Origin of the sequence: Paenibacillus mendelii (assembly GCF_024498075.1) — a bacterium.
GTDB lineage: Bacteria > Bacillota > Bacilli > Paenibacillales > Paenibacillaceae > Paenibacillus_Z > Paenibacillus_Z mendelii.
Map to the genome: position 1 here is coordinate 73,270 of NZ_JANHOF010000012.1, position 14,462 is coordinate 87,731.

The following is a 14,462-nucleotide window of genomic DNA, read 5'->3' on the forward strand; positions in this document are numbered from 1 at the left end:
TCATATGGTACGTTCTTTTATTGAAGTGGAGCCGGATTCGCATTTTCCTATACAGAACTTGCCGTATGGCGTATTCCGTCCGCGTCAAGGCGGTCTTCCGCGTATTGGCGTTGCGATCGGGAATTATGTGCTGGATCTGGCAGCGTTAGATAGAGCGGACTGCTTCGATAAGACGGCTGTAAGCGGCAAAGCCGTCTTTGCAAGGCCCTCGTTGAATGCGTTCATGGCTATGGGCCGTCCGGTCTGGAGCGAGCTTCGTGCAACCATCGGGCGGCTGCTGGATGCGGAAGAACCGACATTGCGGGATAATGAGAAACTGCGGACGGCCGCGCTGCATCTTCAAAGCGAAGTCGAGATGCTGCTGCCGGCCGAGATTGGCGATTATACGGATTTCTACGCATCCAAAGCTCATGCAACCCATGTAGGCATCATGTTTCGCGGCAAGGAAAATGCGCTTATGCCGAATTGGCTCCATCTTCCTGTCGGTTATCACGGCAGAGCAAGCTCCGTTGTGATCAGCGGTACGGAAGTGCGTCGTCCGCATGGACAGATGAAGCCCCCTGATTCAGCCGTGCCGGTCTTCGGACCAAGCCGTCAGTTGGATTTCGAATTGGAGATGGGTTGGCTGATTGGAACCGGCAATGAACAAGGTCTGCCCATCCCGATTGAAGAAGCCGAAGACCATATTTTTGGACTTGTGCTCGTCAACGATTGGAGCACGCGGGATATCCAGGCCTGGGAGTACCAGCCGCTCGGCCCCTTTCTGGGAAAAAATTTCGCTACCTCCATATCTCCATGGGTCGTGCCTCTTGAAGCGCTTGCGCCGTTCCGCGTTCCGGCTCCGAAGCAGGAGCCGGATCCGCTGCCTTATTTGCGTCAGAAGAAATCGGGCTCCTTCGATATTCAATTGGAAGTTTATTTGCAAAGCGAAGCCTTGGAGCGGCAGGAACGGATTGCGGCAACCAACTACAGTTATTTGTATTGGACGATAGCGCAGCAAATCGCGCATCATACGGTGGGAGGCTGCAATCTGCAGCCTGGGGATTTGCTCGCTTCCGGAACGATTAGCGGTCTGGTCAAGGAATCGCGGGGATGCATGCTGGAATTGACGTGGCGTGGTACGGAGCCGTTACGAATGAGCAATGGCGAGGAGCGGATATGGCTGGCGGACGGAGATCGTTTAACCATGACCGGCTGGTGCCAAGGCGACGGCTACAAAGTAGGCTTCGGCGAGGTGACCGGGCGGGTATTGCCGGCACTCGGATTAACCTGAAGAGGAGACGGGCAGGATGCCTTTTTATCATCGTATGGGCGAGATACCGAGGAAAAGACATACGCAATTCAGGAAAAGCGACGGCACGCTGTACCGGGAACAGGTCATGGGGACAAAAGGCTTTTCCGGCATTCAATCCATTCTTTATCATCATACCGCTCCAACGGAAATCGTGAAGGCCGAGATCTATGCGTCGTGCCACGTTGGGTTTGAAGAACAAGGAGCATTGCGACACCGGCACTTCTTATCCGGACAATATCAAGACAAAGGCGATGCCGTCGGCGGAAGACGCTATATTCTTGGGAATGAAGACGTCATGATTTCCATATCGAATCCGACGGAAGCCATGACCTATTACTACCGTAACGCAGACGGCGACGAATTATTGTTTGTTCATCTGGGAACCGGAAAGGTAGAGTCGATCTTCGGCACGCTCAGCTATCGGCCAGGGGATTACATCGTGATTCCGACGGGCACGATTTACCGGATCGTTCCGGATCCGGGGGATTCCAAGTTGTTGAACCTGGAAACGAGCAGCTGGATCACCACGCCGAAACGTTACCGAAACGAACATGGACAACTGCTCGAGCACAGTCCATTTTGCGAAAGGGATATCCGGCTCCCTGAAAAGCTGGAAACCTATACGGACACCGGTGAATACGAGATTCGAACGAAAAGCAGAGGTTATTTGCACGCTCACTTCTATCAACATCACCCGTTGAATGTCGTAGGCTGGGACGGCTATCTATATCCGTATATTTTCAATATTGCAGATTTCGAACCGATTACGGGACGCATTCACATGCCTCCGCCCACCCACCAAACATTCGAAGGGCATAACTTTGTTGTCTGCTCATTCGTTCCGAGATTATACGATTATCATCCTGACGCGATACCGACTCCTTATTTTCACAGCAATGTGGACAGTGATGAGGTGCTCTACTATGTGAAAGGCAATTTCATGAGCCGCAAAGGCGTCACGGAAGGCTCTATTACGCTGCATCCCAATGGGATTCCTCACGGTCCGCATCCGGGTAAGATCGAATCCGGAATAGGTCAAAAGGAGACGCATGAATTGGCGGTTATGATTGACACGTTCCGTCCATTGCGCGTGGTAAAAGGGGCAGAGCAGCTTGAGGATCTGCGTTATCCGTACAGCTGGACTCCATAATGAATGCAATGCATTATAAAAGAAGCCTTGATCGTTGAGGCTTCTTTTTATTATTAGTTGATTAATCATTATGATGAGAAGCGGGCGTAAAAGGGGCATCGAACATGCTATTCGAAGGACGGATGAAAAGAAATCAGCGATCGGAGAACAAGCAAGGTTGGTTTGAAATACGGGGGATGACCGACCAAAGTGGATGTAAGTCAGAGAACTAGAACGGGGTTAATGAAGCGAAATATTTAGGAGGCTAATGCTTCGTTCGTAATCTTTACAATATCAATCGGAGAGGTTGATCCTTCGCTGACCATATCGGGTAAAATATGTTGCAGGAAATAGTCAACGCAATGAAGTTTAACGCCTTTAATCTTTATAAGAGCACTGCGATACATGACGATAAATTCTTTCTCCATATTCCCGCGCTGCAGCTCTGTGAAGGCTTCATAGATCTGATCCATTTTGTCCGCAACCTCTAATATTAGCCCTTCCACTGAATCGTCTTTGCCTTCGCGCAGCTGTCTGCGGAAGATGGGCTTAAATTCCTCCGGAATATGCTCGTCGATGAAATGAGCGATCATTCCTTCTTCTACTTGCTGCAGCATGGAGCGAAGCTCGAGTGAATAGTGCTTCACGGGTGTTTTGATATCGCCGATAAAAATTTCCCCGTAATCATGGCTGCTTGTGATTTCGTACAGCTTCTTCCAATCCACGGCGACACCGTTGCTCTCCTCAATATCCGCCAATGTTTTGGCATATTGAACAACCTTCCATGAATGAGCGGATACGCTGTGCTCCTCGAATTTGAATTTACCCGGACAACGAATGATACGCTCTAGATCGTTAAGCGATTGAAAATACGTATGAATACCCATATATAGGTCTCCTTTCTTTGGTGAATGTAATGAGTGCTGTTTAGGTATAGTATATATCCGATTTGTTAATGGATGATTAACTTAAACAAGGTGCTTCGTTATCTTGTGATAACAGACTACGCGGATGAAGAAGCAGCTGCAGCCTCTTCCTCATGAAATAGAGAAAGCACCCTTTAGCCAAACGTCGGGCTCACCGCAGAGCGGTCCGATGTTTACTCTAAAAGGGTGCTTGGTTGTGGTTAACTGTTAACTTTTCGATTCGCCGCCTTGCAGCATCCTGGAAATTCGCAGAGCGTTCAGTACGACATTGAATCCGGTTTCCTTCTGGGAACGGATGATTCGCGCGGCTTTCTCCTCGTCTCGCTCGCGAATCGCATTCACGATGGAACGATGCTCCTCATTGGAATGGCGCAGACGATCCGGGTCGTAGTGGAACACCATCTTGGAGTTTTCACTGCGCAGGAACAGGTTCTCGACCATATCGATTAAGACCTGGGCATGCGAGGCACGATAGAGCTGTTGATGAAACGCCCGGTTGCTGAGGGAATACGCGTTCAGGTCTTGTTTGTTAATGCTGTCATCCATCTCATCCACTAGCCGTTCCAGCGCATCGATTTCTTCCGTAGAAGCGGCTTTTGAGGCTAATCGCGTAGAGAGGGTTTCCAGCTCGATTCGAATGAGGAAGATTTCTTCCAGTGTTTCGGTGTTGATGGGGGCGACACGCGCTCCGCTGTGCGATTTCGTTTCGAGCAGTCCATCGGCTGCCAGCCGCTTGATCGCTTCCCGGACAGGAATGTCGCTAACCCCGAGCTGCTGCGCAACATCGCGGATAATGATTCGCCCATCCGGCTTATATATACCCGTTATGATTTGCTCTTTGATGAAATCATAAACCATATCTGATTTCGTATTGCCTTTATGTTGATCAATCGACTTCATATATAACCTCCATAAGGAATTTACCTCGATAATCCCAAAAAGGGGGAACTATTAATACTTTATCATATATGATTTTGTTCAAATTGTACATAAATAATGACTACATCATATATTTTCTATAAATTTCAAGTATAAAACGTTTTCAATTGCTATTGATTTCTTACGCAAAGACTTTTAATATATAATCATATTCAAAAAGATATATGATTTACGAATTATGATATCTAATTCAATGCAGCTGTCTTATCAACCTAGAAGAGAATCGACAGAAGGCGAGGAGAACGCGATGCAAGAACTGCTGGAAGGCGCGTATGATCTGCACGTACACACAGGACCGGATGTAAGTCCGCGGAAGCTTGACGATCTGGATATGGCGGAGCGCATTCAGAAGATCGGGATGAAGGGCTTCGGCATTAAATCCCATTACTTCTGCACGGGTGAGCGCGCGAGGATCGTGAAGAAAGTGTACCCCGATCTCAATCCGATCGGCGCGCTGTGCCTTAATCATACGGTAGGCGGCATCAATCCGGTCGCGGTGGAGATGGCTGCGCGGGTTGGCGCCAAGATCATCTGGATGCCTACGTTCGATGCAGCCAACGAAATGGAATACATGTTTAATCAGACCAGTTATGAAGAATTGCCGCCCTGGGCGAAGGTGCAATTCGAGCTCAGCAAGCAGGGCAAGGTGCAAGCGGGCATTACCATTCTTGAGGACGGTAAGCTGAAGCCGAGTGTACTGGAAGTGCTCGACATCGCCGCAAAGAATGACCTCATCCTCGCTACCGGTCATCTGGGTAAGGAAGAGATCTATGCGCTCGTTACCGCAGCGAAGGAGCAAGGCTTGAAGAAGGTTGTCGTCACGCACCCAACCTTTTCTTCTGTCAATCTCTCCAAGGAAGAACAGAAGGAGCTGGCCGGGCTCGGCGCATATATGGAGCAATGCTTCGGCGTCATTACGCCGCATTATGGCATCGACTGGGATGCGCTCTATGAGACGATTCGGTTCGTTGGACCGGAGAATTGCATTTTATCCAGCGACTTGGGTCAAACGAGCAATCCCTATCCCGATGAAGGGCTAATCACCTTCGTCACCAATCTGCATAACAATGGCTTCTCGAAGGAAGAAATCAAGACGATGACAACCAAGAACACGACGTTCTTGGCGGAAGGCTAACGGACAACAGGGGAGGAAATCAACATGAGTATAAAAGCAGCTAATTGGAACACCTTGCAGGAGGTTCTCGTTCGCGAAGGCGTAACGCGCAAAGCATTCAGCGGAGAAGGAGCGACGCTGGCTCTTCACGTTCTGCAGCCTGGACACGAGCCGAAGCCGCATAGTCACGCCTATGAGCAAATCGTCTATATTCTAAGCGGAAAAGTGAAATTCCATATCGGGGATGAGTCCGTATTGCTGGAAGCGGGCGGATTGCTCGCCGTACCGCCGGATGTGATGCATTACGCGGAAGTGGTCGGCGATGAGCCCGTCTACAACCTGGATGTGTTTACGCCGAAGAGGGATGAATATGCGTCCTAATGTGTTCAAGAAGCGTCTATCGGATACGTCCCAAGTAGGGACGTTCGTCAAGATCGACTCGGCGGAAACCATCGAATTGCTCGGATATGCCGGCTTCGATTTCATCGTGATCGACATGGAGCATACGACGCTGGATTTTGGACAGGTGGAGCGGATGGTGCGGGTCGCCGACTTGCACGGCATGAGCAGTATAATCCGGGTTCCCGATGCAAGCAGGATGTCGATTCTGCGGGCGCTGGACCTCGGCGCAGCGGGCGTTCAAGTTCCGCAAGTATATACGGCAGGCGAAGTCCGGGATGTTGTCGACAAGGCCAAATATCCGCCGCAGGGTTCGCGGGGACTCACCTATGCCCACCGTGCTGCCGGCTTCGGACACACACCAGGCACGTATGTGGAAGATCAGAACGAGGCAAGCACGATCATTGTTCACGTCGAAACTGTAAACGCTTACGAACACATCGCTGAGCTGTGCGCCGTTGAAGGACTGGATGCCGTCTTCATCGGACCTCTCGACTTAAGCGTGTGCTTAGGGGTTACCGGGGCTGATTATATCGAGGGTGAACTAGCCGCACCTGTTCGATCGATATTGGATGCCTGCAGGCAGGCGGGGAAGATGCCGGGCATTGCCGTGACGAATGCAGCGCAATATAAGTTTGCGCTCCAGCAGCGTATTCCTTATATCGTATGGTCGTCCGACGTGGCCTTTTTTAAACAATCGCTTGATGCAATCATCCAGACAAAAAGCAATGTAGAACTCGAATATACGGGGGAATCTTAGATGAGCACCATTCAGGCAACTCAGGCACCAACAGCAGACAGCTCGAATAAGAACGGTCAAGGCAAGAAGGCATTAATCGCGGCGTACTTTGGTTTTTCGGTCGATATGATTGACGTGTACCTGCCTATTATCGCGCTTGGTCCGGCGATGATCTATTTCCAGCCTGCGGATTTGTCACCAACGTTAGCGACAACGCTTTATTATTTGATTTTCGTTCTTTCCCTGGTCGGCCGTCCCATCGGCTCGTTCATCTTCGGTTATGCCGGTGATAAAATCGGCCGCAGAAAGACGACGTTGGTCTCGATTCTCGGCATCGGCGTCACGACACTGCTTATCGCGTGTTTGCCGGGTTACGCAACGCTGGGTCTTGGCGGCGTGCTGCTGCTCGCTGCACTTCGTCTAATCTCAGGTGTCTTTATGGGCGGCGAATACACGTCAGCGAATCCGCTGGCGATGGAATATGCGCCTAAGAATAAGCGCGGTATGTATGGCGGTTTCATTAATGCAGGATTTCCAACCGGTACGATCGTCGTATCGCTCGCGACATTGGGTACGCTTCAGCTGTTCCCGGCGGGCGACGCCACTTCCCTCTATGCGGTATGGGGCTGGCGCATTCCATTCATCATCGGCGCATTGCTGAGCTTCATATTATTCATCTATACGTATCGAAACGTCGAAGAGTCGAAGGTTTGGGAAGAATCCAAGAAGGCGGAAAATCCAATCAAGGATTTGTTCAGCAAAAAGAACCTGTCCCTGCTCGGTCAAGTATTCCTCGTCATGAGCGGCGTATGGTTCATTACGAACGCGATTGTCTCTTCGCTGCCCGGCATTCTTAAATATCTTAATGTCAACAGTGTCGATTCAACGAACGCCCAGCTTGTAACGAATGTAATCATGTTCTTCCTGTTCATTTTCGCCGGCGCGATCAGCCAGAAAATCGGACGCAAAACGGTGCTGATCATCTTCGGTGTTCTGAGCTTCACCTTGTCGCCATTGTTCTACTACATGCTGCTGAACGGCGGCTATCAAAGTACGGCGAAGCTGATCGTGCTCGTTGTGCTTGTGAACTGCTTGGCGATTCCGGTATTCGGGGTTCTCACTTCGTATATTTCCGAGCGCTTCAGCACAGGCGTGCGCGCTTCGGGCTATGGGATCGGCTACAGCCTGGCGCTGATCATACCGGCTATGACACCGTTCTTCATGCTCGGTCTGAAGAACTTCATGCCTTACGAGTTTACACCAATTGTCATATTGGTCATCGGCGGCTTGTTCATCACGGTTGGCGCGCTGCTTGGACCTGAGACGAAGAAAGTGGATTTGTAATGGATAGGAACGAACGGGATGTTGTCATTGTCAGTGCTGTACGGACGCCGATCGGCAGCTTTCAGGGAGTGTTGAAGGACGTAGGCGCCGTTGAGTTAGGCGCCTTGGTGATCCGGGAAGCGGTCAAGCGTGCAGGCCTGGACGCAGCAGTCGTAGATGAAGTCATCATGGGCAACGTCCTGCAAGCGGGTCTCGGTCAGAATCCGGCGCGCCAGGCTTCTCTTAAGGCAGGTCTGCCGCAAGAGACCCCGGCGCTCACGATCAACATGGTGTGCGGCTCCGGCTTGAAGGCGGTTCACTTGGCGGCGCAGTCGATCCGCGGTGGGGACAGTGAAGTCGTCGTTGCCGGCGGAATGGAGAACATGAGCCATGCTCCCTATCTTATGCAGGGTGCCCGCGACGGTTTGCGAATGGGTGATCATCAGCTCGTGGACAGCATGATCCGTGATGGATTATGGTGCGCAGCGAACGATTATCACATGGGCGTAACGGCTGAGAATCTATGCGAACGGTACTCGCTGAGCCGGGAGGAGCTCGATCGCTTCGCGCTGGAGAGCCAGCGGAAGGCAGCGGCGGCGGTCGCGGACAAGCGCTTCGCGGACGAAACAGTGCCCGTCGAGATTCCGCAGCGCAAAGGCGGCGCGATCGTCGTGGATACGGACGAATATCCACGGGACACCTCGCTGGAGGGACTTGCCAAGCTGCGTCCGGCCTTTAAGCGGGACGGTACTGTGACGGCGGGCAACGCCTCGGGTATTAACGACGGCGCAGCCGCGCTGGTGCTGATGAGCGCCCGGAAGGCGCAGGAGTATGGGCTTACGCCGCTTGCAGTCATTCGCGCCAACGCTTCGGCTGGTGTCGACCCGGCGGTCATGGGCATTGGGCCTGTCCCGGCCGTTCGACAGGTGCTTGCGAAAACCGGTTTGACGATCGCGAACATCGGACTAATTGAAGCGAATGAGGCGTTCGCGTCGCAATCGCTTGCAGTCGCGCAGGAACTGCAGCTCGATTCGAGCGTGTTGAATGTGAATGGCGGCGCTATTGCGCTCGGCCATCCGATCGGCGCCAGCGGCGCGCGCATTCTGGTGACGCTGCTGCATGAAATGAACCGCCGCAAGACGCAATACGGCCTTGCCGCGCTCTGCATTGGCGGCGGTCAGGGCGTTGCGACAATCGTCGAGCGGCCGAATGCCGGTTAGGAAGGAGAGGAAGTGAATTGAAAACGATAGCAGCTTCTTATGCGGAGGCGATAGCGGATATTCAGGACGGAGCGACGCTGATGGTGGGCGGCTTCGGACTTGTCGGCATACCGGAGAATTTGATTACGGCGCTCGTGGAGAAGGGGGTCAAGGATTTGACGATTATCTCCAACAACTGCGGTGTGGATGACTTCGGCCTGGGGCTTCTGCTGCGGAACAAGCAGATTCGTACCATCATCGCCTCCTACGTGGGTGAGAATAAAGAGTTCGAGAGGCAGGCGTTGTCGGGCGAGATTACCGTGAAGCTCATCCCGCAAGGCACACTGGCTGAGAAAATCCGCGCAGGCGGAGCCGGCATTCCGGCTTTCTACACGCCTGCGGGCGTCGGCACACCAATTGCTGCCAACCGCGAAACGCGCGTGTTTGACGGCAAGGAATATTTACTGGAGGAATCGCTGACAGCCGACTTCAGCCTAATCCTTGCCTCGAAAGCGGATCGGATGGGGAATCTGGTGTACAACAAAACGGCGATGAATTTCAATCCGATCATGGCGGCGGCGGGTAGAATGACGATCGCCGAGGCGGAGGAAATCGTCGAAGCCGGTACGTTGAGCCCGGGAACGATCCAGACTCCAGGGATCTATGTCCAGCGGCTTATCGCCGGCCGGCAGACGAAACGGGTCGAGAAGCGTACGGTTCGGGCGTAAGACATATGGCACCCGGCCCGGGAAGCAAGAGAGGATGATGATTACAAATATGGATCATACTAAACTATCGGTTCGGGAGCGGATCGCCAGAAGGGCGGAGCGTGAGATCAAGGATGGCTTCTATGTGAATCTGGGCATCGGCATTCCGACGCTGGTGGCGAATTACTTGGCGGCGGATAAACAGGTTGTGCTGCAATCGGAGAACGGCTTGCTCGGTATCGGACCTTATCCGGCGGAGGACGAGCTTGACCCCGACCTCATCAATGCCGGCAAGGAAACGATCACCGCAGCCCAAGGTGCGGCCTATTTTCACAGCGCAGAATCGTTCGGCATGATCCGTGGCGGACATATTGATCTGGCGATACTGGGCGGGATGGAAGTATCCGGTGAGGGAGATCTGGCCAATTGGATGATTCCCGGCAAGATGGTCAAGGGGATGGGCGGAGCAATGGATCTGGTACATGGCGCGAAACGAATCGTCGTGGTCATGGATCACGTCAACAAGGACAGCCAGCCCAAAATCTTGCGTGCGTGCAGCCTGCCGTTAACGGGCAAGCGTGTTGTTAACCGTATCATTACGGACCGGGCGGTGATCGATGTCACGCCGGACGGTCTGCGTCTCGTCGAGGTCGCTTCCGGCTATACGGTCGAGGCGATTAAGGCGTGCACAGAGGCAGAGCTCCTCGTAGCGGAGGATGTCGTGTTGGATGCATTTTAATAGGCGAATGATTAAGCATGTATACGCGGAGATGAACCGTGGATTACATATCCACAGGGCGTGTTATCGCGAATGAAAAAGCCGGCCAATGGGGTCGGTTTTTTTTCGTGGATGCGAGGGGATGATACGGTCCTAATTAGGCAGTCTGTGTCCCGAAAGTACATGCAGGGCCTTAATGTTATATCGTTCATAAGAGTATATTAGGTGAAGCGAACCGAATGTATCACGGCTATGCCAAAGTGCTATAAATATATTTATATTAGCGTAAGTTCGGTAAATGGCTTACAATAAATACCATGATCACGGCATATTTGTTCAGAAAGTCGGGTCTTTACGAACACACTTAAAGGGACTTCCTCGGGGGGAGTCCCTTATTTTTCGATCGGAGGAGCGAGTGACGATGTTGAAGGTCATGATCGTGGATGACGAGAAGAGGCAGCGCGAAGGGCTGTTGAAGCATATCCCTTGGGAGGACTACGGCATGCAGGTGGTGCATTGCGCCGCGAACGGCGTCGAGGCGCTTGAGGCGGCGAGGGACAATTGGCCGGACCTGGTAATCACCGATGTGAAGATGCCGCGCATGAACGGGCTGGAGCTGTCCAAGGCACTGAAGGCGGAGCAGCCAGACTGCAAAATCATCATTATCAGCGGATATGAGGAGTTCGAAATCTATAAGTCCGCGATTGAATTGCAGGCGCAATCCTTCCTGATGAAACCGATCGTCCTCAGGAAGATGAAGGAGGAGCTGGCCAAGATCAACTCTGTCTTCGAGGCAGAGAGAAGCAGCAGGCAGGAGCTGCGCTTGCTGCAGGAACAGCTGGAGGCGAGCAAGCCGCTGCTTGTGGACCAATTCGTCCGGGATCTGCTTGGAGGCTTCGCGACGGACGAGACGGCGATATCCGAAAGGGCCGCTTTCCTGTCCCTTCCGCTGCCTTCCGCCGGCTATTACATCCTATCGATTCGGCCGGATGAACGGTCTTTGAAGCAAGCGGTCGAGGAGCCCGATGGGGGCAGACAAGAGTTCCACTTTGCATTGTACCGGCTGCTAGCGGAGATGGCTGTCCGGTTTGGCGGCATGCTGACGGCCTACAAGGAAGGCGGGTATGGGTTGATTGCGGAGGCGGACGAATCACGGGATCTGCTCACGGATCGGATCGACGCGGAGAAGGTGTTGATCGAGGAAAAGCTGTCCCGGACGTTGACCATCGGCATTAGCAAGTGGAAGGGCAGCATCGGGGAAGCGGGGGAAGGGTATCGCGAAGCGGAAATGGCGCTCAGGCAGAGGTTCTATCTGGGCAAAGGGAAAACGATCTTCTTCGACGATCTGGGTCCGCTGGGCACTGTACCGCCGGATCTGGAGCAGACGTATCAGGATATGGTCTCAAGCGCGGCAATCGGCGACCACCCTCGGATGGAGACACGTTTAGATGAAATTCTGACCGGGGTCTTAAGGCTGCCTCCCGCGCTGCAGGAACAGCATATGAAGGTACTCTGCTTCCGGGTGATTAGCGACGTTCAGCGCATTCTGCACGACAGCGGGGAGCGGAGCCGGGCAGCGGCCGCACGGGATGGAGTCATGCCCGCCAGCGCCTGGGATGATGCGAACCGGCTCGGTTCGATTCTTGATATGCGCGACTGGGTGGCCGGTCGGCTGTCAGCCATGGTTCATCATATCCACGGCGACCGGTCGAGCAGGCATTCCACCGTTATCCATAAGGTCAAGCAAATTCTTGAAAGCGATTACGGTCAATCGATAACAATTCAGGATCTTGCCCAGAAGGTATTCCTGACCCCGAATTATTTGTGCAATGTGTTCAAGGAGCATGTAGGCGAGAGCATTATCGAGCATCTGACGAAGATTCGGATGAAGCATGCGAAGCAGCTGCTAGCCGGGACTCCCCTCAAAATATACGAAATCGCCGAGCAAACCGGCTTCAAGAGCCTGTCGTATTTCGGACTTGTCTTCAAGAACATGTTCGGACTCTCACCGAAGGAGTATAGGGATGCTCTTCTGCCTGGTGAATCTGACCGGCGTACGGGATCGGGAGGGGAATCGGCGCATGAAACGGAGAATGAGGTTTAATTTTCACCATCTGCATCTGAAGCACAAGCTGCTGATTTGTTACGGGACGCTGATCGTGTTTTCGGTTCTGATTGTGGGCGTCTTCTCCTACTATAACGCGCGCGAATATGTTTCTGGGCAGGCCAGCGATGAATATTTCCGGACCCTCGAGCAAATCCGGATGAATATCGAATTCAAGCTGAACACCTACGACGAGCTCGCCAATCAAATCATTACCGACGATAATTTCATCTTCGCTTTGTTCAAGACGTATACTTCCCCTGCCGATTATTCTTATCAATACCTGACTGTCATCCGTGACGCTTTGAAGCTGAAGGAGAAGAATAAAAGCGTGCTTGACATGCTCATCTACAAAGAGAACGACACCATGCCGGAAGACGGCGTCAATCTGATCAATCTAGAGAGCGCGCAGAAAAGCTGGTGGTATAAAACATACTTCGGCGACGTTGAAGGGGCCGGTGTGACCGACTTTATCCGCATGCAGAATGCGAAAGTATGGCTCATTACCGACGAGGATTTGAGACCGCCTTACAAGCTGGAACGGGTGGCACGCCAGAAGCGGGTGGCGATCGTCAAGCCGATCGTCTTCAATCGGGAGACGCTGGTCGGCATTCTGGAGACCGACATTAAATACGATGCCATATTCGGGGAGTATGAAGCGGCACGGTCTGGAGGTGGTGCAGGCGATAACGATGATCGGCTGTTCATTACGGATGCGGGAAACAGCGTGCTGTTCCAGAACGATGAAGGAGGGACGGCCACGGCCGGGCTGCTGCGCGATTACGCCTCGGAGATGGAGGGGAAGAGCGGGGGCTTCTTCCAGATTGATGACGGGAAGGCGAAGAAGCTGATCGTTTTTAGCAAAGGTACGGATTACGGTTGGACCTATTTCCGGGAAATTCCGATCGAGCGATTGTTGAACAGCGCCAAATCGGTCCAGCAATTGACGATCGCCATCGCGCTGCTCAGCATTGCCGTCAGTTTCCTGATCAGCCTTGTCATCGCCAGCGTGCTGACCCGGCGAATCGCGGTTCTGTCCAGGAAGATGGAAGAGATCGGCGATCTGGAGTTGGATGTAACCGTCGAGATCGACGGTAAAGATGAAGTAGGCCATCTGGCCCGCAGCTTCAACCGAATGATAAAACGGATGAAGGAGCTTGTGACGGAGCTGAAATCGAGTCAGCAAATTCAAAGGGATTCCGAAGTGAAGGCGCTGCAAGCGCAAATCAATCCACATTTCCTATACAATACGCTGGCGACGATCAAGTGGGCAGCCCTCGACAATGAAAGCGATAAAGTCGCGACGATGGTGGACAATCTATCGACCTTCTACCGGCTGTCACTTAACAAGGGGCGCGAGTTTTTGACCGTCGAAGAAGAGTTGGAGCAAATCACCGCCTATACCGACATCCAGCAGGAACGGCTTGGCGAACGGATTCGTGTGCAGATCGACTGCGAGGAAGAAATCAAACGCTGCTATATGCTCAAGCTGCTCCTTCAGCCCTTCGTGGAAAATGCGATCATACACGGCGCGGAGCATAATTACGATAGCGTGACCACGATTCGGATCCATGGCTTCCGCGCCGGAGAGCGGATCGTGCTGGAGGTGATCGACGACGGCATCGGCATCGAGCATACCCCGAGTCCGGGCGACTACCGGTTTGCGGGCGGTTACGGGATCCTCAACGTCCATGAGAAAATCCGCATCGTATACGGCGGTCAGTACGGCGTTGGGCTCACCAGCGAGCGCGGGTGGGGAACGAAAGTGACGGTCACGATTCCGGTCGTTGTCGATGACCCCAATCCGGCCGACAGCTAGGCTTCGTAATAAATATCATAAAATACTTAGAACATTGCGTAGAATACGAAAT

At 52.8% G+C, this 14,462-nt stretch carries 13 protein-coding genes; 11 read left to right on the plus strand and 2 right to left on the minus strand.

Translation table 11 applies throughout. From position 1 onward, the window contains the following. Nucleotides 1-4 precede the first annotated feature (4 nt). Together fahA and NNL21_RS26475 are read left to right on the plus strand one after the other, a co-directional pair. A complete protein-coding gene (gene fahA, locus NNL21_RS26470) occupies nt 5-1,273 on the plus strand; it encodes a fumarylacetoacetase (RefSeq protein ID WP_204821389.1) in 1,269 nt (422 codons plus the stop codon). Between the two features lie 16 nt (nt 1,274-1,289). After that, a complete protein-coding gene (locus tag NNL21_RS26475; RefSeq protein ID WP_204821388.1) occupies nt 1,290-2,444 on the plus strand; it encodes a homogentisate 1,2-dioxygenase in 1,155 nt (384 codons plus the stop codon). A 236-nt stretch (nt 2,445-2,680) separates the two neighbouring features. Here the strand turns inward: NNL21_RS26475 and NNL21_RS26480 are convergent, their stop codons facing one another. Together NNL21_RS26480 and NNL21_RS26485 are read right to left on the minus strand one after the other, a co-directional pair. Next, entirely contained in the window at nt 2,681-3,310 is a 630-nt protein-coding gene (locus NNL21_RS26480) for a YfbR-like 5'-deoxynucleotidase (RefSeq protein WP_204821387.1), read from the minus strand. A gap of 246 nt (nt 3,311-3,556) precedes the next feature. Next, nucleotides 3,557-4,249, minus strand: coding sequence for a GntR family transcriptional regulator (locus NNL21_RS26485; RefSeq protein WP_204821386.1), 693 nt, complete (start codon nt 4,247-4,249; stop codon nt 3,557-3,559). 286 nt (nt 4,250-4,535) lie between these two features. On the opposite strand from NNL21_RS26485, the gene NNL21_RS26490 reads away from it, so the two are divergent. The 9 genes from NNL21_RS26490 to NNL21_RS26530 all read left to right on the plus strand — a co-directional run bounded on the left by NNL21_RS26490 (nt 4,536) and on the right by NNL21_RS26530 (nt 14,410). Continuing rightward, a complete protein-coding gene (locus tag NNL21_RS26490; RefSeq protein ID WP_204821385.1) occupies nt 4,536-5,423 on the plus strand; it encodes a DUF6282 family protein in 888 nt (295 codons plus the stop codon). A gap of 24 nt (nt 5,424-5,447) precedes the next feature. Beyond that, entirely contained in the window at nt 5,448-5,783 is a 336-nt protein-coding gene (locus tag NNL21_RS26495) for a cupin domain-containing protein (RefSeq protein ID WP_204821384.1), read from the plus strand. Then, nucleotides 5,773-6,561: an HpcH/HpaI aldolase family protein gene (locus NNL21_RS26500; protein ID WP_204821383.1), complete on the plus strand. Its 789-nt coding sequence runs from the start codon at nt 5,773-5,775 to the stop codon at nt 6,559-6,561. The genes NNL21_RS26495 and NNL21_RS26500 overlap by 11 nt, the downstream gene beginning before the upstream one ends. Next, complete coding sequence (locus tag NNL21_RS26505) at nt 6,562-7,884, plus strand: MFS transporter (RefSeq protein ID WP_204821382.1); 1,323 nt, start codon at nt 6,562-6,564, stop codon at nt 7,882-7,884. Continuing rightward, on the plus strand, nt 7,884-9,083 hold the full coding sequence (locus NNL21_RS26510; RefSeq protein ID WP_204821381.1) for an acetyl-CoA C-acetyltransferase: 1,200 nt from the start codon (nt 7,884-7,886) through the stop codon (nt 9,081-9,083). The genes NNL21_RS26505 and NNL21_RS26510 overlap by 1 nt, the downstream gene beginning before the upstream one ends. Nucleotides 9,084-9,100: 17 nt before the next feature. Beyond that, nucleotides 9,101-9,790, plus strand: a complete 690-nt coding sequence (locus tag NNL21_RS26515) for a CoA transferase subunit A (RefSeq protein ID WP_204821380.1) — start codon at nt 9,101-9,103, stop codon at nt 9,788-9,790. Nucleotides 9,791-9,827: 37 nt separating this feature from the next. Then, complete coding sequence (locus tag NNL21_RS26520) at nt 9,828-10,508, plus strand: 3-oxoacid CoA-transferase subunit B (protein WP_373567603.1); 681 nt, start codon at nt 9,828-9,830, stop codon at nt 10,506-10,508. A 400-nt stretch (nt 10,509-10,908) separates the two neighbouring features. Further along, nucleotides 10,909-12,591 carry a response regulator gene (locus tag NNL21_RS26525; RefSeq protein ID WP_204821379.1) on the plus strand — a complete coding sequence of 561 codons (1,683 nt, stop codon included), beginning with the start codon at nt 10,909-10,911 and terminating at the stop codon, nt 12,589-12,591. Further along, on the plus strand, nt 12,569-14,410 hold the full coding sequence (locus tag NNL21_RS26530) for a sensor histidine kinase (protein ID WP_204821378.1): 1,842 nt from the start codon (nt 12,569-12,571) through the stop codon (nt 14,408-14,410). Before NNL21_RS26525 ends, NNL21_RS26530 begins: the two co-directional genes overlap by 23 nt. Nucleotides 14,411-14,462 lie beyond the last annotated feature (52 nt).

Bases quoted from the DNA above. Each gene is read 5' to 3' on its own strand.
- NNL21_RS26525 (WP_204821379.1), top strand. From the start codon at position 10,909: ATGTTGAAGGTCATGATCGTGGATGACGAGAAGAGGCAGCGCGAAGGG.
- fahA (WP_204821389.1), top strand. From the start codon at position 5: ATGGTACGTTCTTTTATTGAAGTGGAGCCGGATTCGCATTTTCCTATA.
- NNL21_RS26490 (WP_204821385.1), top strand. From the start codon at position 4,536: ATGCAAGAACTGCTGGAAGGCGCGTATGATCTGCACGTACACACAGGA.
- NNL21_RS26510 (WP_204821381.1), top strand. From the start codon at position 7,884: ATGGATAGGAACGAACGGGATGTTGTCATTGTCAGTGCTGTACGGACG.
- NNL21_RS26485 (WP_204821386.1), bottom strand. From the start codon at position 4,249: ATGAAGTCGATTGATCAACATAAAGGCAATACGAAATCAGATATGGTT.
- NNL21_RS26495 (WP_204821384.1), top strand. From the start codon at position 5,448: ATGAGTATAAAAGCAGCTAATTGGAACACCTTGCAGGAGGTTCTCGTT.
- NNL21_RS26505 (WP_204821382.1), top strand. From the start codon at position 6,562: ATGAGCACCATTCAGGCAACTCAGGCACCAACAGCAGACAGCTCGAAT.
- NNL21_RS26530 (WP_204821378.1), top strand. From the start codon at position 12,569: ATGAAACGGAGAATGAGGTTTAATTTTCACCATCTGCATCTGAAGCAC.
- NNL21_RS26480 (WP_204821387.1), bottom strand. From the start codon at position 3,310: ATGGGTATTCATACGTATTTTCAATCGCTTAACGATCTAGAGCGTATC.
- NNL21_RS26500 (WP_204821383.1), top strand. From the start codon at position 5,773: ATGCGTCCTAATGTGTTCAAGAAGCGTCTATCGGATACGTCCCAAGTA.
- NNL21_RS26520 (WP_373567603.1), top strand. From the start codon at position 9,828: ATGATTACAAATATGGATCATACTAAACTATCGGTTCGGGAGCGGATC.
- NNL21_RS26475 (WP_204821388.1), top strand. From the start codon at position 1,290: ATGCCTTTTTATCATCGTATGGGCGAGATACCGAGGAAAAGACATACG.